Consider the following 19,449-nt stretch of genomic DNA (forward strand, 5'->3'; position numbering starts at 1 on the left):
CCGGGCGTCAGCATACCCTGCCCTGTTCCGGCGGCAGCCCAGCCAAGGGTCATAGGCGACGATCATGCACCTCATGTCCGGTGCACGCCTCCGCAGACCGGAGCCATACGGTCCCGGGGTGCCGGATCAGCCGGCGGCGAGGCGGCGGGCAAGACGATGCAGCGGCTGCTGGTCGAGCAGCTCGGAGATGGCGAGTTCGACACCCCAGTCGGCCGCGATCCTCACCTGCATTTCAACCGCCATCAGCGAATCGGCGCCGATCCGGGCGAGCACACTGTCCCTGGTCACCACCCCGCCGGTCATGCCGAGGCAGCGGGTCGCCAGCTGCTTCATATAGTCCAGGGCCACAGCCTCGCGGTGTTCGGGCGTAAGGCTGGCGAGGCCGCCCGGAAGCAACCCTTCGCGATCCGACGCGTCCGGCAGGGTCGGGCCGGTCAACGTCTCGAACAGCCACGCGTCGCCAGGGCGTTGGCGCGCCAGTGCCGGCCAATCGGCAGATACGGCGTAGATCGCCGGCGCCGACTCCGCCCACACCCGCTCCAGCAGCTGTCCGCCCTCCCGCGGGGTGAAGGGAAGAAAGCCACGGGCGCGCAGAGATGCCGCCATGTCTCCCCGTCCTGCCATGCCTTCGGTCCACGGCCCCCACCCGAGACTGACCGCCGGGACGCCGGCACGCCGGAGCCGCTCCGCGAACCCGTCGAGATAGGCGTTGGCCGCGGCGTAACCGGCTTGGCCATAGGCCGGCAGCAGGCTGGCGATGGACGAGTAGAGAAGCAGAAAATCGAGGAACCGGACGTCGATCCGCTCCAGCAAATGATGCAGGCCGGCCACCTTCGGCCCGATGACGCGCTCCAGCTCTTCGGCGGTGGTTGTGGCCAGCGCCTTGTCGGCCAAATCGCCGGCCGTATGGACCACGCCGCGGACGGCCGGAAAGCCGGCCTCCTCCAGCGCCCTGGTGAATCCGTTCCATCCCTCCGCCGACGCCACGTCGAACCCCAGGGCCAGCACCCGGACCCCGCGCCGTTCCAGCGCCCGGATACGAGCAATGCGCTGCCGCAGGGCCGGCGCCAGCGGCCCGTTCCAGGCTGAGCGCGGTGGCAGCGGAACGCGGCCCACCAGCACCAACGCGCGCGCACCGCCCTCCACCAGATGATCCGCGGCCTGCGATCCGAGCGCGCCGAACCCACCGGTGATCAGATAGCCGGCATCGGTGCGGAAGCGCGGGCGTGGCGCCACAGTGCCCGATCGGGATTCCAGTCCGGGCTCCTCCCAGGATCCGGCCGGGGTCATGCGCAACTGCGTGGCGGGTGGCGCGGCGAGCAGCGCGGCCAGCGAGGCGCACCATCCGTCTGGCGGCTCCGCGGGCAAATCCACGATGCCGCCGAAGATTTCGCGTCGCTCGGCCCCGCCGACGGTGCGGCACAGGCCCCACAGGGCGCGGTGGAGCGGCGATCCCGGGCCGTCGGCGGCGAAGGCCGTACGGGTGACCGTCCACAGCCGCGCGGGCGGGGCCAGCCGGGCGCAGGTGGCGGCGAGACGCGCGGCAAGCGCCGCGATCCGGCCGGAATCCTCGCCATTCGGGTCCGCCGCCTCGTCCAGCGCGCGGAAATCGATGACGACCCCCTCGGCCGCCGCGGGCACGCCATCATGGGCAATGTGAATGTCCGCGCCGTCGATCGAGGCCAGGACGTCGGCGAAGCGCGTTGCGCAGCCACCGCGGTCGGCGAGCACCGTCCAGTGCCGGATCGGCGGTGCCGCGGCCGGGGTCGGGACTGGGGGCAGGGGGCGCCAGACCGGCGTGTACAGCGCCTCGGCGGACGTGCGGCCGCCCACGAAGGCGGAAGGCGCGTGCATGGCGTGCAACGTCACTCCCCGCAGTGTGGCCAGAACCCTGCCTTGCGCGTCGGAGAGCACCGCGTCGCCGACCGTCTCCTCCTCGTCGCGGCGCACCAGCTCCGCTGCGACCTGGAGCGGGAAGGATGCCTCGACGATCGGCCGCAGGATGGTCACCTCCTCCACCCCCACGAGCACGCGGTCGTTCAGGGAGGCGGAGGCGTTGGTCCGGGCGGCGACCTCGACGAACAGCATGGCCTGGAGCGCGCCGTCCAGAAGGACCGGCGGAAGACGCAGATCCGGCACCGTTTCCCCGCTCAGCCGCGCGCGACCGCTGGTTTCGGTGAAGCGGATGCCGTCGATGCAGCGGAAGGAGTCGCCGTAATCGTGCCCGAGCGCGCGCAGTGCGTCGTAATACCGCTCCGCCGACCAGTCGTATGGCCAGGAGGCGGTCTGCTCGCCGACGTCCAGAGGAGGGGCCCCTGCGGTCGGCAGGGCGGAAAGGGCGGTGGCGCTTGCCAGGATGTCGCCGCTCCGTCCGTCCTGAATTCGCAGGACTCCCAACGTGAGATCGACCATAGTGGTGACCACGGCATCCCCCTCCTCGAACAGGGCGGCGCGGTGGAAGCGCAGATCCGCGAAGCGCACCGGCGCATCCCCGGTCGCGGCACGCCACGCGGCATCGAACATCTCGATGAACATGGCGGCCGGCACCCGCGGTCGGCCCATGACGCGATGATCGTTCCAGTTCCAACCCGGACGGGGTGTCAGGTCGGTGTCCCAAGTCGGGTCGGGGCCGGGCCGTCGCACGCCGAGCAGGGGATGCTCCAGCGGTCGGAGGCGGAAAGTCCGCATGGCCGGCGCCTCGGACCAGTGGGGGTGGCGGTCCCAGGCGTAGGCCGGCAGAACCAAGGGCGTCTCCGGGGGCGGCGCGACCGCCGACCAATCTGGCCCGACACCCAGCGCGTCCAGCCGGCCCAGGCTTTCCGCCATTGCCGCGGCGTCGGCGGTGCCACGGCGAAGCGTGGCGACAACCGGTCGCCGGGTGCATTCCGTGACATGGCCGAGCAGCGTCGGATGGGCGCTGATCTCCTGGAAGACCGCGCCGTCATCGTTGGCGAGCGCTGTCACCGCTGCGGCGAAGGCCACCGGCTCCCGCAGGTTCCGCCACCAGTACTCGGCGAAATCCGCCGGGGGGAGGTCTCCGACCGCGGTTCCGGTGACCGTGGAAGCGAGCGGCACCTGCGGCGCCCGGAATTCCAACCCCGTCACGGCGGCGCGGAACTCGCTGGCGATCGCGTCCATGGCCGGGCTGTGATAGGGCACACCCACGTCCATGCGTCGGAACGGAACGCGGTTCACCTTCAGATCCTTGGCCAGCGCGTCGAGCGACCCGCGTGACCCGGCCACGGTGATGGTCGTCGGGCTGTTGACCGCGGCCACGGCCAACCCGATGTGGGCGGCAAGCCGGGGGTGCAGTTCCGCTTCCCCCAGCCGCACCACCAGCATGCCCCCGGTGCCGTCGAGACGGTCCTGCAGGCGGCTGCGGTGGAAGGCCAGCGTGATCGCCGTGTCGAGGTCGAGGGCGCCCGCCGCGTGGAAGGCGGCGATCTCGCCGACGCTGTGCCCCACCACGGCATCGGGCTTGATGCCCCAGGATTCCAGAAGGCGCGCCAGCGCGATCTGGAAAAAGACGGTCAAGGGCTGGGCGAGCCGTGGTGTGGTGATGGGGTCGCCCGCGTGCCCGGCGCGGCGTGTCTCTTCCAGCAGAGACACGCCCGACAGCCGCGTGAACACCGCGTCGCAGGCCTCCAGCGTCTCCCGGTAGACGGGGCGGGCCACCGTCAGCCCGTCGCCCATGGCGATCCATTGTGGCCCCATGCCGGCGAAGACCCAGACGAGCCGTCGTCCGCCGACGGCCTCGCCCTGCGCCCAGATCGTCGAGTCCGGCTCCCGCAGATAGGCATCGCAGGCCGCAAGCAGCGCTTCCCGATCCCCGGCCGGCAGGTTCAGCCGGTGTGGATGCGGCGGTCGCCGGTCCAGAGCCGCCGCCGCGAGGTCCGCGAAGGAGTCGCCATCCGTCATGCCGCCTGCGGCCACATGGTCGCGCATGGCCTTGACCTGGAGCGGCAGATGCGCGCGCGTCGGCCCTGCCATGGCGATGGGCAGGGGCGGGCGCATGCCGTGGCGATGCACGGTGGGGCACCGGCCAACGTCGGGTGCCGGCCCCACGATGGCGTGCGCGTTGGTGCCGCCGAAGCCGAAGGAGTTCACGCCCGCGAACCGGCCAGCCTGCGGCCAGGGCTGGGACCGCAGGGGCAACCGCAGGCCGAGACCGGGCAGGTCGATGTCGTCCGGTGTCCGCTCCCAATGCAGATGCGGCGGGATGGAGCGGTGTTCCAGGCAGAGGATGGCCTTGATCAGCCCGACCAGCCCGGCCGCCGCCTCCGCATGGCCCAGGTTGGTCTTGGCCGACCCGATCCACAGCGGATGGGTGCGCCGCCGGCCGAGCGCGACGCCCAGGGCCGCCGCCTCCGCCCGGTCGCCGGCACGGGTGCCGGTGCCATGCGCCTCCACATAGCCGATCTCGTCGGGAGACAGGCCTGCGCGCTCAAGGGCCGCACCGATCAGGCGGATCTGTGCGGCGGGGTCGGGCAGGGTCACGCCGGGGACCCGGCCGTTGTGGTTGACGGCGGTCGCCACCACCTCCGCGCGGCGGCGCCACCCGCGGCGCACCGCCTCGTCCAACGGCGCCAGCAGAATCATTCCCACGGCTTCCGCCCGCACATAACCGTCGGCGCGGCGGTCGAAGGCCCGGCACCGCCCGCCGGGTGACAGGAAACCGCCCATCCCCTCGATGGCGGTGTAGTGCGGTGCGAGCTGGAGCTGCGCCGCGCCGACGAGTGCCAGCTCGCATTCCCCGCGCCGCAGGCTTTCCGCCGCCAGATGCAGCGCCACCAGCGACGACGAGCAGGCGGTGTCGACCGTCAGGCTCGGCCCGGTGAAGCGGAAGCAATGGGAAATGCGGTTCGACAGCAGGGTCTGCATGACCCCGGTCGCCGTGTGCATCGACACCGCCTCACCGCTGGAATCGCCGAGCTGGAGCAGCTGGTAGTCCTGCGTGAAGCCGCCGACGAACACCCCGACCGGGCGCTCGGCCCAGCGCGACGGGGGAAGGCCGGCATCCTCCCAGCACCGCCAAGTCTCCTCCAGCAGCAGGCGCTGGGCCGGATCCATCGCGTCGGCCTCGCGTGGTGCGATGCCGAAGAAGGCGGCGTCGAATCCCGACACATCACCAAGGAAGCCGCCCTGGCGGCTCGGATGGGTCAGGCCGTTGCCCGGCTGCACCGCCATCGCGTGGAAGGGGCGGTGGAAGGCGTCGGCCCGCCAGCGGTCGGCCGGCACCTCCCCCACCAGATCGCGGCCGGCTTCGAGCGCCGCCCACAGCGCGTTGGGGGACTCGGCACCGCCGGGAAAGCGGCCCGACAGCCCAAGGACGGCAATGCGGCTCATGCCCGACCGCTGTAGAGTTCGCGGGCGTAGGAACCGCGGATGCGGCCGACCTGACGGTCGAACTCGCGGTCGTAGCCGCGCTGGCTGGCGACCGCGTCCTCGAAGCGCGGGATCACCGGCCGGTAGGGCTGGATCGGGGCGTTGTCCTCGCCATTGCGGGACGGCAGCGGAGCCTCCTTCTGGCCGGTGCCGATGGCGCCTCCGGCGTTGGGACCGGCACCGCCACCGGACGCAGCACCCTCCACGAAGCCCTGGATTCCCATGCCCATGCCGGCCATGCCCATGCCGAAGCTGGTGAGCGCCAGCACATTGACGAGCTTGCTTTCCGACAGACCGATGAAACTCGCCATGCCCGCTTTGAGCCCCTGGCCAACCCGGTAGGAGGTCGTGACCTTGGTGACGAACTGCGCGCCGCTGGCCTTGCCCAGCGTGGCCGTGGCGACGGTGGAGGCCAAGCCGTTGGACACCGTCTTCTGCGCCGAGCCGGCCAACTTGCCGAAGGTCGACACGCCTTCCTTGATGCCGGTCGCCCCGGCGGTCACGAGCGCCGCGACACCGAACACGAAAGAGGCTATGCCGAGTGCGTTGGTCACGTCGGAACGGTCCCAGCCGTTGATCTCGTCGGCCAGGGTGATCGATGCGGAGGTGACGTCCAGCACCGCGCCGACCACCCCCAGCCCGGCACCGATGGCGCCGACGACCGCCAGCAGCGACAGCGATGCCCCACCGGTGGGGATCGCCGCGGCGATCGCGACACCGAACAGGATGATCGAGAGGATCAGGCCGAGGCCCGAGAAGATCATGCTGAAGATGCTCTTCCCGCTCGCCAGCCCCGTGGGATCGATGGCGTTGATCGGGTCGCCGTTGGCGTAGCCGTAGCCGCTGTAGCCGGAGCCGCCGAAAGGCGCCAGCGGATCGGGCGACAGGAACATCATGAGCTGCGGGCTGTAGGCGCGGCGCCCGTTGCCGAGGTGGTAGAGATTGGCCGCCCCGTCCAGCCGCTCGCCGTTGAAGGCGATCCGGTTGCGTTCGATCAGCGGCGTTGCCGGCGTGACGCCGGTCGGCCCGGATTCGCCGTAGGGGGTGTACATGCGGCCCAGCACCTTCCCGGCGCTCGCCACATCCACCACGCTGCCGGACTCGTCCACCGCGTTCAGCTCGTCGACCGCCGGGCCGCCGGCCGGCTGCAGCCGGCGCCCCAGCACCTGCTCGCCGTCGCGCCGGTAACGGATCGACGCGCCGCCCTGCGTCTCGCCCACCACGCGGCTGCCGCCGTAATGCAGGGTCAGCGGTGTTGCTGAGCCTTCCTTCTGGGTGAGCAGCCGGTTCTCCGCGTCGTAGCCGTAGTCACCGGCCAGCGAGCTGAAGCTGAGACGGTCCAGCTCATCGTAGCGGAAGGTCTGGCCATGCCCGTCGTCGATCAGGTTGCCGGCCTCGTCGTAGCGCAGGCTGTGGCGCGCCGCGGGGGCGGTGTCCGCGATCTCCACGAGCTGGCCCGGAACCGCCGGGTTGTAGCTGCGTGTGCTGGTGTTGGATGTGCCGTCGCGGAACTTGGTGACGACCCGCGTGATGTTGTCGAAGGCGTCGAAGGTGAAGCTCTGCTCCGCCACCTCGCGGCCGAGCGTGTCGGACGGGTAATGGCTGCCGATGCACCGGTAGGAGATCAGGCGTGAGAAGCCGTCGTAACCGAAGCTCTCGTCGCTCAACGCCGTGCCGGCGCCATCGCGGGTCAACCGCCGCTTGAGGTCGCCGTTGCGGTGGTACTCGTGGTTGACCGTCTGAAGGGTGGCGCCGTTCAGGATGAAGGTGCGCGACGCCTCGCGCCCGTAGCTGTCGTAGGCCAGCGTCGTGCGCAGCGTCACCCCGGACTGGGTGGCGGTGGTGGCGACGACGCGTCCATAGCCGTCATACTCCGTCGCGATGGTGCAGGGGCCGTTGACGATGCCCGCCACACGACCCGCGCTGTCGTAGGATCGCGTCTCGACATCGGCGGTCGGTGCCTCGAAGCGCAGCAGCCGGCCGCCCGGGGAATGCGTGTAGCGGCTGACGCTTTCCGTCCCTCCGATCGTCAGCGTGTCGGTCACGGGGTATTCGTAGGTGTTGTAGCTGTAGCGCCGGCTGTTGGCCGGTGCACCCGCCGACACGACCTGCCCCGACACCCCGTCGTAGGTGAAGCTGCTCAGCGATTGCTGGCCGGAGGAGACATGGGTCACGTTCTCCAGTGCGGCGTCGTAGGTGTAGTCGATCCCGAAGCCGCGCGGCGACTGCTTGCGCGACGGCAGCATGCCGCCGCCGCTGTAGTCGTAGCTGGTCGCCGCCATGCCGGCGCGCGCCTCGGTCGTCAGCCGGCCCAGCCCGTCGAAGCTGCGGGCGCCCAGCGTGGTGCCGTTCACCGCGATGGTGGCGGACAGATCGGCGCTGGTGTGCGTCGGGTAGGTGGCGGTGACGGTGCGTGGGGCCGAGCCATCCGCCGGCGTTGTCACCGAACGGACGAGGCGGTCGAAGACATCGAATTCGAAGCTCGACATGTTGCCGTCGACATCGGTCACGCTGGTGCAGCGCCCGAAGCCGTCGTAGCCGCGGAGCAGCGTCACCAGCCGACCACCCGCCATGTCCACCTGCGTGACTCGGGAGACCTGGTCGAATTCGTTGTGGTCGGTGATGGTCGTGTTCAGGCCGAGCGTGCCGGTGGTGACGGAGTTGTCCGCGTAATTGCGGTCGGACAGCTCCACGCTGCCGTCGGGCCGGGTGGTGCGCGCGACCTCGTCCCAGTCGTTGTAAGCATAGCGGGTGACCAGGGCCAGCTCCTGCCCGTTCACCACGTCGTAGAGCGTGTCGGTGACCTTGCGACCGCGCAGGTCGTAGGCGGTGGCCGCGATCCGGCGTTCGGACTGGGCGTTGGAGACGTCGGCCGAGGAGATGGACCGCCCCATCCCGTCGTAGCGGGTGGCGAAGCGGTTGCCTTTGGCGTCGGTCACACGGAGCTGTGCCGGAACGAATCCGGCGCCCGATCCGGAGGCGTAGCGGTATTCGTAGCGGCGCGCGGCCTCGGCCGACGTGCCGGGGGACGCGACCTCGGCGATCACCCGCGCCATGATGTCGAGGTCGAGCCGCAAGCTGGTTCCGCCGGGCTTGCGCACCTCCAGAAGCTGGGCGGTGGGCAGGTCGAAGCGGCGCATGCCGTCGCTGCGCTTCCCGTCATGCCCGACGATGCTGCGGGTCTCGGTCAGCGCGCCGCCGGACACCGCGTAGGTGAAGTTGGTCGTCGTCGTGGCGCCATTCAGGGTGCTGGCCATCGTCTGCAGCCGGCCGTGCAGCACCGCACGGCTGGTGTCGTTGACATAGGCGCAGGTGGCCACGACGCCGTTGCTGCCGGTGTCGACCCAACGCTGGACGAAATAGCCGCCGCCGAGGCGCGGGCACTGCAGATGCGTGAAGCCGGTGACGCGGGCCGTGCCCTTGCCGCCCGCGGGGTGTACCGTTTCCTGTTTGCGGTAGCGGACGAACAGCCCGAAGGGATCGGCCGGGCATTTGCCCGCCTCCCCGGCCACCGGATAGTAGGTGTAGGCGCTGCGGATGCCCGACGGCTCGGTCTTGGAGACGACGTTGCCGTAATCGTCGGACTCGATGATCGTGGTCTCGCTGCGCGACGTCGTGGAGGCGGTGGTGGTCCAGGACTTCCTGATCTCGCGCGCGATCTGGAGGTTGGGGGGTTGGTCGGGGAACAGCTTGCCGGGGATCTCGTTGTAGGTGACGGTGGTGATCTGGGTGGCCGCCCCGCGCCGGACCTCCTCGCGCGCCATCAGGTGGAACTTGTTGTAGGTGGTGGTGGTGCTTTCCAGGATCGCGTTGCCGGCGTTGCGGTCGATCAGCGTCTCCTCGCTCCAGTAGGCGTAGTCGCCCACCACCCGGTACAGGTTGTCGGTGTCCTCCGCGAAGCCGCCGTTGTACGGATAACCGGTGAAGTTGGTGCCGGAGCTGTAGGAATAGCGCCGGACGACCGGCGGCTGCCCCGATCCCGGATCGCGCTCCCACTGCGTGACGAAGGGCAGGAACTGGCCGTTGTGGTAGTGGTGCCCGTCCTCCTGGTAGGCGATGCGGTCGACACCGCCCATGGGGTTGTCGACCTGGGTGATGCCGGACAAACCGTTTGCAAAGCCCAGATACTTGTATGCGAAGGACGGCTGGCCGAGGGGGCTGGCGTTTCCGTTCGTGTTGTCGTAGGGCACGGTGATGCCGACCATCAGCCCATTGGCGACGGTGAAGGCGACTTCGGCCTTGCGACCGCCGGGTGCCACGGAGCGCGCTTTGGCGATGATGCCGTTGTTGTAGGTGAGACTCAGGCATTCGGTGCCGGTGGAGCCGTTGACGATCCGTTGCAGCGTGCCAAAGGGGTCGTACAGGAAATCGAACCGCTCACCGTTGTCGAAGGCCAGTGCCACGCACTTGTAGGGGCCGGAGATGCCGGGAATCCGCAGCGTCTCGACGGTGCCGTCGCTGTGGTAGACGGTGAGCGTGCTGCCGTCGGTCCGCTTCACCTCGACGTTCTTCAGCTTCTTGTCCTTGAAGGACAGGAAGTAGCCGACGGGCGGCAGCGACTGCGACACGAACCGCTCGCCGGTGCCCAGCGCCAGAACCCCCGACTGCGGATCGAAGGTCGTCAGGCTCATCGTCCAGCCGATGCCGAAGCCGGTGTTGTTCGGGCTGGTCATGGAGAAGGTCAGGCTGATCGTGCGTTCCGCCTGGGTGCAGCCTTCCGGCCGCAGCGTGACCAGGTGGACGACGGCGCTGTACATGCCGGTGCGGGGATCGACCTTGCCATCCTGATGGGACGCGAAGTTGAAGGCGTTCGAATAGATGTTCGTGGTCATGGGTCGACTCCCCGTGGCGCGCGACGGTCGCAAGGAACGGCGCCGCGGCCGGCCGGCTTGGCCCGACCACGGTGCCCGCTGATTGGAAGGGGATGCAGGGTGCCGCCCGCCAGGGCGGCACCCTCCGGCATCAGGCGTTGAGCAGGTTGAGCGTGTTGCCCTTGTCCTCGCTGTTCGCCTTGAGCACGAACTTGCTGACGCAGCCCAGATTGTCGGTGACCGACCAGTTCATCAGCATATCGTAGGAGTTGGACTTCGAGCAGCAGGTGCAGGAGTAGCGCAGGGCGCGCAACAGACCGGCGCCGTTGACGATGGGAACGTTGGTGGTGCCGGACACCCCCGACGGCATGCTGCCGATGTCGCCCAGCGTCAGGGAGGTGACGCCGTCCTTCAGGGCAGCACCGATCCGCAGCCCATCATCCGTCTTGTCATAGGGGTAGGCCAGCTTGTTGCTCCACCAGCCCATGTTGCTGAACTCCTGCGACATGACGCGCAGGCTGCTCGGCAGGGGCCAGTAATAGACGTCCACATCGACGTAGCATCCCTTCGAATACTCCGATGTATAGGCGTCATCCCGCTTGGGCTTGCCTTCGCGATCGAGCATCTCGTCGACGCGGATGACATAGGGTCGCTGCGGGCTCACCGTGATCTTGGACTCGTAGGGCTTGCTGTTGACGGTGGAATGGGTGGTGTACACCGTGCCGTCATCCAGACGCACATAGGCCATGAACTGGTAGTCGGTCACCGGTGTCACCGTGGTGCCGGCGCGCAGATACAGGTAAAAGACTTGCCACGACCCGCGCATCTCGGCGCTGCGGGATTCCGGCGCCGTGTCCTCACCGTCACCGTCCTCGGCGTCCGGAAGAGCAAGCGATCGGGTGGCGGAGCCGCGCAGGCCCTGGTCGTACTGGTTCCTGGACGTGTCCATGCTCCAGCCCGGCGGCAGGGCGGGAGAGGTGGACGAGGAATACTGGACGACCCGCAGGCTGGCCGCCTCGCTGCTGGACAGGTTCACCGCCACCCACTGGTTGTTCTGGAACACCTGCTTCTGGATGTTGATGAAGACCGGAAGCTGCTGGTTGCCGTTGGCGTACAGCTGGTTGGAGTAGGACTCGTTCTGGCCGACGATGCCGATCCGGAAGGTGTCCAACGTCATGGTGCTGGTCATGCTGGGCCTCCTCGGATCACAGGGCGTTGGAAACGATCGAGAACCCGACGAAGGGCTCGGCCAGATCGGCGTAGCTTTCGACCGTGTAGCGGTCCTTCAGATCATCCGGCAGATCGGTGAAGGCGGACAGCAGCATCGGCTTCGTGGTGGGGTCGGCGCGGAAGAAATACTGGTTCGCGTGCGGCGACGAGCGGTAGTAGGCGAGCACGGCGGCGCGCAAGACGGCGGCGAAGGCGGCCGGATCCTGCGGGGCCGACGCCGCGGCGACGTTGCAGAGATTCGTCAGACTGTCATCGTCGCCGACCTGCATCACGTCGATGTACCGGTGCTCCAGCTTGGGAACGAAGACGCCGCCGCTCTCGGTCGCGAGCAGCATGTCTTCGTAGAGCTGGCCTTGGGTGAGGATGTAGGGGATGTTGAATTCGACGACATACTTCTTGCCGTCGAAGGAGAAGGGAACGCACTCCTTGTTGCGTTCAAGGGCGTAGACGCTGCCGACGATGCCGGCCCCTCTCGCGTGTTTGAACATTTCGTTGGAAATGCCGGTTCGCAATGTCCGCATGTCGCCTTCCTTCGTTTCCCGGAGCCTTGGTGGAGGGTCATGGCGCGGTGCCGTGTCCGGCGCTCCCGCCGGCCATTCGTTATTGGGAAAACTTAGAAAGATTAAGTTTTCCGCTTGTCTTCTTTGGCGAATTGAAAATATGGTTCTGAGTCTTTAGTGTCAAACACCAAAGAAATAGTAATCAAACCAGACAATATTCGAATACAAATGTATCAACGGGTCTTTTTTGACATTACATACGTACGCCGAGGCGGCGGCCATCACTGTTTTTGTTGTTCATTTGTATGCGCTTTCGGCCGAATCATGGTGCCCGAACGGATCGAATCGGCCTTGCGAGGGCGACCACTATGGGGAGCGCAGCCGGAAGCGGGCCGCAGCGCGATGCGCTCGGCCTTTTGACGACGTGTGACAGGTGGAGTATCGACGACGTTGTAGCGTGATGCGTGGCGCGGTCGGCAGGTTCGACGGGGACGTGATCGTCGCCATGCCCGGCGGCGGACCCGAGAGGAGCCCGCCCGCCGAACCGAAACGGTCAGAGCAGCCGGTTCACCAGCGCGTCGCCGGCCATGAGCCGGTTGATGTTGCCGGCCATGGTCTCCTGGCGGCGGCGGATGGTGCCGGCAGTCCAGCCGGACATGTGCGGGGTCATGACGATGTTGTCCAGCTCATGGAAGGGCAGGCTGGACGGGTTCGGCGTCGGTCGGCCCTCGCCGGGGTAGACGTACCAGGTGTCGATGACGGCCCCGCCAATGCGACGGTCCTTAAGCGCCGCGTAGAGCGCGCCCTCGTCGATCACCGGGCCGCGCCCGACGTTGAGGATCACCGCGTCCGGCCGCATGGCGGCGAGCAGGCGTGAGTCCACGATGCCCGTCGTCTCCGGCACCAGCGGCAGCGACACCACGATGGCGTCGGCCGAGCCCATGAACTCTTCCAGTGCATCGAAGGTGAAGGAGCGGTCGACCAGGGCGGAGACGGGAACCGGGCTGCGGTTGGCAACCGTCACCCCCATGCCGAAGGCGTGGGCGCGTTCGGCGATGGTCCGGCCGATGTGCCCGAAGCCGAGCAGCCCGACGGTGGTCCCGCCCAGCTCCGTGCGCGGCCCATTCGGCGACCCCGACCAGTAGCGCCAGTCCCCCCGCCGCAGCCGCGCGTCGGCGTCGGCCAGCGGGACATGCCGCGCCAGCAGCGCCGCCATCACATACTCCGCGATGGCGTTCTCGTGACCGAAACAGTTGCAGAGCGCCACCCCTTCCGGCAGGGCGGCGGTGTCGATGGCGTCGGTTCCGGCCGCCGGGGCGTGGTAGAGCCGCAGCCGCTCCGGCCGCGGCAGCGTGTCCGTGAAACGGACCCCGATGAGCACGTCGGCGGTGGCGAAGGCGTCCCGCTCTCCGGGCTGGTCCACGGCGTCGCCGACCTCCAGGATCTCGTGGCGGCCCGTCAGCAGTTCTTCGAAGCCGGGGCGGAACATGCGGGCGTTCTGCCCGTGGAAAACGATCTTCATGGCATCTCTCCGTCAGCCGGCCAGCGTGAGCTGGACCTTCATGGAGCGCGAGCGGTCGGCCGCAAGGTCGAAAGCCTCCCGCGCGCGGTCGAGCGGCAGGGTCGCGGTGACCAGCGGGCGCACGTCGATGCGGCGGCCGGCAATCAGCTCCGCGGCCCAGGCGAACTCCGCGTCGAAGCGGAAGGTGCCGTGGAGCTGCAGCTCCTTGGCGACCACCATGTTCATCGGCAGCGGCACGTCGCCGCCCAGCCCCACCAGCACGATGGTGCCCTGGGGCCGGGTGACTTCCACCGCCGCGGCCAGGGCGCGCGGGTTGCCCGAGCATTCGAAGGTGACATCGACCCGGCCCTTGTCGCGCCGGTATTCCGCAAGTCCAGCGTCATCGCCCGCGTTCACCGCCACGTCCGCTCCGATGCGGGTGGCGAGGGCCAGCGGTGCCGCCACCACGTCGGCCGCGATGATCTCCTGCGCTCCGGCGAAGCGGGCGGCCATGATGGTCAGGCAGCCGATCGGGCCGCAGCCGGACACCAGCACCCGCTTGCCGGTCAGGCTGCCAGCACGGGTGACCGCGTGCAGGCAGACCGACAGCGGCTCGGCACAGGCCGCCTCCTCCAGCGTCACCGTGTCGCCGACCGGGAAGGCCTGCGCCTCGGCGATGACGATCTCCTCGCGGAAGGCGCCCTGCACATGGGGGAAGCGCATGGCGCTGCCGTAGAAGCGCATGTCCAGGCACTGGTTGCGCAGTCCCTCGCGGCAATAGGCGCACTGCCCGCAGGGCACGCTGGGGTTCACGGTGATGCGGTCGCCCTGTGCCACCGCGGTCACCCCGGCGCCCGTCGCGGCCACGGTGCCGGCCACCTCGTGGCCCAGCACCATCGGCTCGCGCAGCCGGATCGCGCCGAAGCCGCCATGCAGATAGTAATGCAGGTCGGAGCCGCAGATCCCGCCGGCGCCCAGCCGGACACGGACCTCCCCCGGTCCCGGATCGTCGCAGGCGATCTCCTCCACCCGCAGGTCGCGGGGGGCGTGGATGACGACGGCACGCATGGATGTCCTCTCCCGAAGTCCGTTTCGCGGCGCGGCCGTCAGAGGACGGCCAGCATGCCGCCATCGACGTAGATGATCTGTCCGTTCACATAGTCGGACGCGGCCGATGCCAGGAACACCGCGGCGCCGACCAACTCCTCCGGCCGGCCCCAGCGGCGCGACGGCGTGCGGCCCTTGACCCAGGCGTCGAAGGCCGGGTTGTCCACCAGCGCCTGGTTCATGTCGGTCAGCATGTAGCCGGGGCCGATGGCGTTGGCCTGGATGCCGTGCTCCGCCCATTCGGCGGTCATGGCGCGGGTCAGCATCTTGATGCCACCCTTCGCCACCGTGTACGGCGCCACCGTCGCCCGCGCCGCGTCGCTGGTCAGCGAGCCGATGTTGATGACCTTGCCGCGCCCGCGCGGGATCATCCGGCGCGCCGCCTCCCGCCCGATGACGAAGGCGCTGGTCAGGTTGATCTCCAGCACCCGGCGCCAGTCGTCGGTCGCCAGTTCCACCATCGGGCGGCGGAGCTGGATGCCGGCGTTGTTGACCAGGATGTCGACCGCGATCCCCGCGGCGTCCAGCCGCTCGAAGGCGGCGGCGATGGCCGCCTCGTCGGTCACGTCGAAGCAGGCCTCGTGCGCCGTGTGGCCGGCGTCGCGGAAGGCCGCCGCCGCCGCCGACAGCCGGCCCGGATCGGCGCCGTTCAGAACGATGGCGGCGCCGGCCTCGGCCAGGCCCCGCGCCATGGCGTTGCCGAGGCCGCGGGACGAGCCGGTGACCAGGGCGGTGCGGCCCCGCAGGTCGAACAGCGTGGTGGACATGGCGGCGCTCTCCATCACAGGGCGGAGCGGCGGACGGTCAGGTCCGGCCGCTCGAACACGGCGGGCAGGAGGTCGGTGCCCAGCCCCGGTCCCTCCATGGGGTGGACGAAGCCGTTCTCGATGTGGGGAACCTCCGTCACCAGCTCCTTGTACCAGCCGGTGTAGAACGCGCGCACGGATTCCTGGATCAGCGTGTTGGGCTGGCTGAAGGAGGCGTGCACCGCCGCCGCGAACCCCACCGGGCCGATGCAGTCGTGCGGAGCGAAGGGGCGGTGCCAGGTCTCCGCCAGGGCGGCGATCTTGCGGCCCTCGGTCAGGCCGCCGCTCCAGCACAGATCGACCATCACCACATGGGTGGCGTCGCGCTCCAGCATGTCCTTGTAGGGCCAGCGCGAGCCCAGCGTCTCGCTGGCGCACACCCACACGTCGGTGCAGCGCGCGTACTCCGCTAGCGCCTGGGGCGAGTTCATGCGGATCGGGTCCTCGAACCAGGTGGGCTTGTAGGGCTCCAGCGCCTTGGCGATCATCTTGGCGGTGGGCAGGTTCCACAGGGAGTGGAACTCCACCATGATCTCCATGCGGTCGCCGACCGCCTTGCGGATCTTCTCGAACGGCTCGATGGCGGTCTTCATCTGCGCGGCTGAGATGTGCAGTCCCCCGGTTTCCTGGGCTGCGGGGTCGAAGGGCCAGATCTTCATGGCCGTGATGCCGCGCTCCAGCAGATCCTCGGCCAGCGCGTCGGCGCGGTTCATGAAGGCGTGCAGATCCTCGAACGGCCCCTCGCCCTGCCCGAGGTTCCAGTTCGACACCGGCCGGATGTTCTTGGAGCGCACATAGCCGTAGCCGGCGCAGGTGTTGTAGACGCGGATGCGGTCGCGGCAGAGGCCACCCAGCATCTGGTGCACCGGCTGGCCGCAGACCTTGCCGAACAGGTCCCACAGCCCGATGTCGACCGCCGACGCCGCACGGTACTCCGCGCCGGTGCAGGACTGCGCCATCGGCAGGTTGACCATCTCCTTGTTCAGCGCCTCGATGTGCAGCGGGTTGCGGCCCAGCAGCCGCTGGGCCAGCGTGTCGTGGATGTGGGCCTCCACCGCGCCGGCGCCGTAGAAGGTCTCCCCCAACCCGATCAGTCCGGTGTCGGTGTGGACGCGGACCCACAGCACATTGCTGAATTCCTCGGTGCGCAGGGTCTCGATGGCGGTGATTTTCATCGTCGGATCATCTCTCGAAGGACGGGCGTGCGCGGGTTACAGGATGACGCTCGGCAACCACAGCGCGATGCCGGGGAAGAGCAGGAGCAGGGCCAGTGCGAACAACTGGATCAGCATGAAGGGCCACAGCGACGCGAAGATCGTCTGAAGCGAGATCTCCGGCGGGGCGACGCTCTTCAGGTAGAAGGCGGCCGGACCGAAGGGCGGGCTGAGGAACGACACCTGCATGGTGACCGAGAACAGGATGCCGAACCACACGGGGTCGTAGCCCAGCGTGATGATGATCGGCACGAAGATCGGGATGCACAGCAGCAGGATGCCGATCCAGTCCATGAAGCAGCCGAGGAAGACGAAGATCGCCATCATCAGCAGCACGGTGACGAAGGGGGAGATGTCGAGCCCCCGGATCAGCTCCGTCACGAAGGTCTGGCCGCCCGACAGGTTGTAGACGCTGATCAGCACCGCCGCCCCGAAGGTCACCCACAGGATGATACCGCAGGCGCGCAGCGTCTGGACCAGCGCCTCCTGGAGGAGGCGGACGGAGAATTCGCCGCGCAGCGCGATGATCAGGATGGTCAGGGCGACGGCGATGCCCGCCGCCTCCGTCACCGAGGTGACGCCGCCATAGATGCAGCCGAACACCGTGACGATCAGGGCGACGGCCGGCAGCACGCCGCGCACCAGCTTGTCCCGGTCCAGGCGGGAGATGGACTCCGGCGACGGGGCCGGGGCCGCCTTGGGGTCGAGCTGGCAGCGCGCCACCACATAGACCAGGTAGAAGCCGGCCAGCATCAGCCCCGGCACCACGCTGGCCATGAACAGCCGCTGCACCGAAACGTCGGCGGCCAGCCCGTAGACGATCAGCACGATGGACGGCGGGATCATCGTCCCGAGCGAGCCGCCGGCGCACACCGTGCCGATGGCGAGCTTGGGGTCGTACTTCAGCCGCAGCATCTGCGGCAGGGCGACCAGCCCGAGCAGCACGATCTCGCCGCCGATGATCCCGCTGATCGCGGCGAGGATGACAGAAATCAGCAGCGTGATGATGGCGACGCCACCGCGCAGCCGCCCGAAGACGCTGTTCAGACAGTCGTACAGGTCACGCGCCAAGCTGGAGCGTTCCAGCAGCGACGCCATCAGAACGAACATCGGAACGGAGATCAGCACATACTCGGTCGCCAGCCCATAGACCGTCTTGTGGGCGATGGCGACGGCGTTGGGGCCGAACTGGATGTAGGAGACGAGGACGGCCAGGGCGCCCGCCGCGTAGGACAGCGGAACTCCGATCGCCATCAGGCCGAAGACGCCGAACAGCAGGACGGCGGAGACGAGTTGCACGGACATCGGGGGTCTCCGCTCAGAGCGCGCCGGTGTCGGCGCCGTCCCCGTGGGGGCGGCGCCGGACGAAGTTGACCACCGCCATCCCCGCCATCGCCGCGGCGATCACCACCAGCAACGGCTTCAGCACGGCCGGAATCGGCGGGTCCCACGCGGTGCCGTACAGCTCCCAGGTGACCATCGCCCGCCACGAGCTGGGAAAGCCGAACCAGGCGATGGCGCCGAAGAAGACCAGCGCGCAGGCCAGCGCCACCGCGTCGAACACCCGCCGCAGCCAGGGAGGCGACAGGTCGTAGAGGATGGAGATGCGCAGATGCTCGTCGCGGCGGACGATGTAGAGACCCGACCACAGGAAGACGATGGCGCTGAGGAACAGCGTCAGCTCGTTGGCCCAGATGGTCGGGGCGTCGAAGACGTACCGCGCCACGACCTCGTACAGCGTCACCGCGACGATGGCGATGAAGATCCAGGCAGGCCAAGTCATCACACCGCGGTCGGCGGTGGGGGAGGGTTGGGAAGACATGTCGGTGATCCAGGCTGGACGATGGTCGGGCGCGGAGGACAGGCAGCCGTTTACTTCAGCAGCCCGATTTTCTTCATGTAGCCGACATGCGATTCGTACGCCTTCCCGGCCAGCGGCGTCCGCTTCGACCAGTCCGCCCACACCTGCTGCGCAACGGCGCGGAACTTGCCGCGATCCTCGGCGCTCCAGTTGTGGATGGTCACGCCGGCCTTGGTCAGCTCGGCGGCGGCGGCTTCATCATCCGCGGCGGACTGCTTGGGCACCTCGGCGGCGATCTGGGCGACCGCTTTCTCCATGACCTTCTTGAGGTCGTCCGGCAGCGCCTTCCACTTGTCGAGGTTCACGGTCACATGCTCGATCGGCATGGAGTGGAAACCGGGCCAGGTGGTGTGCTTGCCCACGTCGTACAGCCCCAGCCCCTTGTTGACGGCCAGCGTCGAAGCGTCGGCGCCGGAGACCACACCGGAGCTCATGGCGGTGAACACCTCGCCGAACGGCATCACGACGGGGCCGGAGCCGAGCTTCTGGAAGATCTCCGATTCCATGCCCGGCGGCGAGCGGAACTTCCACCCCTTCAGGTCCGCGATGCCGGCCAGCGGCTTGGTCGAGCCCAGCGATTCGGGCGTGGCGACGAAGATCCCGATCAGGTGCATGTTGAAGCGGTGGTACAGCTCGTCGGCGATGGCGCGCCCGCCACCGTCGTTGAACCAGCCATAAATCTGCTCGGCGTTGTCGTAGCCGCCCATCACGTCGCCGAAGAACTGGAAGGCGGCGTCCTTGTTGGTGACGTAGCCGGCCCCGGTCGCGTCGCCGTCGAGGATGCCCATGGATGCCGCCTCGAACACCTCGGTCGATTTCACCGCGGCGCTGCTGGTCAGCATCTCCACCGTGAGCCGGCCGCCGGACATCTCCTTGACCAGCCCGGCGAAGCGCAGCAGCGCCTTGCCCTGGAGCGAGTTGGCGCTGTGGTGCGTCTGGAACCGCAGCTTCGTCTCCGCCGAGACCGGCGAGGACAGGGCGGTGCAGGCAATGGCGACGAGGCCCGCGGCAAGCGTGCGTGAAATCCGCATGAT

The 19,449-nt window shown here is 68.7% G+C and carries 11 protein-coding genes; all 11 read right to left on the reverse strand.

Annotation, left to right across the window (positions count from 1 at the left end):
• Nucleotides 1–126: 126 nt before the first annotated feature.
• Nucleotides 127–5,346, reverse strand: a complete 5,220-nt coding sequence (locus HL658_RS26345; protein ID WP_180284737.1) for a type I polyketide synthase — start codon at nucleotides 5,344–5,346, stop codon at nucleotides 127–129.
• Nucleotides 5,343–10,217 carry an RHS repeat domain-containing protein gene (locus HL658_RS26350; protein ID WP_180284738.1) on the reverse strand — a complete coding sequence of 1,625 codons (4,875 nt, stop codon included), beginning with the start codon at nucleotides 10,215–10,217 and terminating at the stop codon, nucleotides 5,343–5,345. Before HL658_RS26350 ends, HL658_RS26345 begins: the two co-directional genes overlap by 4 nt.
• A gap of 130 nt (nucleotides 10,218–10,347) precedes the next feature.
• The gene (locus tag HL658_RS26355; RefSeq protein WP_180284739.1) at nucleotides 10,348–11,385 is read right to left on the reverse strand and encodes a hypothetical protein; all 1,038 of its coding nucleotides are present in this window, start codon (nucleotides 11,383–11,385) and stop codon (nucleotides 10,348–10,350) included.
• 16 nt (nucleotides 11,386–11,401) lie between these two features.
• The gene (locus HL658_RS26360) at nucleotides 11,402–11,947 is read right to left on the reverse strand and encodes a hypothetical protein (RefSeq protein WP_180284740.1); all 546 of its coding nucleotides are present in this window, start codon (nucleotides 11,945–11,947) and stop codon (nucleotides 11,402–11,404) included.
• 532 nt (nucleotides 11,948–12,479) lie between these two features.
• Nucleotides 12,480–13,448 (reverse strand): 2-hydroxyacid dehydrogenase, encoded by a 969-nt coding sequence (locus HL658_RS26365; RefSeq protein ID WP_180284741.1) that lies wholly within the window; start codon nucleotides 13,446–13,448, stop codon nucleotides 12,480–12,482.
• A gap of 12 nt (nucleotides 13,449–13,460) precedes the next feature.
• Complete coding sequence (locus HL658_RS26370; protein ID WP_180284742.1) at nucleotides 13,461–14,495, reverse strand: L-idonate 5-dehydrogenase; 1,035 nt, start codon at nucleotides 14,493–14,495, stop codon at nucleotides 13,461–13,463.
• Between the two features lie 38 nt (nucleotides 14,496–14,533).
• Entirely contained in the window at nucleotides 14,534–15,301 is a 768-nt protein-coding gene (locus HL658_RS26375; protein ID WP_180284743.1) for an SDR family oxidoreductase, read from the reverse strand.
• Nucleotides 15,302–15,315: 14 nt separating this feature from the next.
• Nucleotides 15,316–16,515, reverse strand: a complete 1,200-nt coding sequence (locus HL658_RS26380) for a mandelate racemase/muconate lactonizing enzyme family protein (RefSeq protein WP_180284744.1) — start codon at nucleotides 16,513–16,515, stop codon at nucleotides 15,316–15,318.
• A gap of 36 nt (nucleotides 16,516–16,551) precedes the next feature.
• Nucleotides 16,552–17,859, reverse strand: coding sequence for a TRAP transporter large permease (locus HL658_RS26385; RefSeq protein WP_180284745.1), 1,308 nt, complete (start codon nucleotides 17,857–17,859; stop codon nucleotides 16,552–16,554).
• Between the two features lie 13 nt (nucleotides 17,860–17,872).
• Nucleotides 17,873–18,376, reverse strand: coding sequence for a TRAP transporter small permease subunit (locus HL658_RS26390; protein WP_180284746.1), 504 nt, complete (start codon nucleotides 18,374–18,376; stop codon nucleotides 17,873–17,875).
• A 50-nt stretch (nucleotides 18,377–18,426) separates the two neighbouring features.
• Nucleotides 18,427–19,446, reverse strand: a complete 1,020-nt coding sequence (locus HL658_RS26395) for a TRAP transporter substrate-binding protein (protein WP_180284747.1) — start codon at nucleotides 19,444–19,446, stop codon at nucleotides 18,427–18,429.
• Nucleotides 19,447–19,449 lie beyond the last annotated feature (3 nt).

Origin of the sequence: Azospirillum oleiclasticum, assembly GCF_013423485.1 — a bacterium.
GTDB classification, from domain to species: Bacteria; Pseudomonadota; Alphaproteobacteria; order Azospirillales; family Azospirillaceae; genus Azospirillum; species Azospirillum oleiclasticum.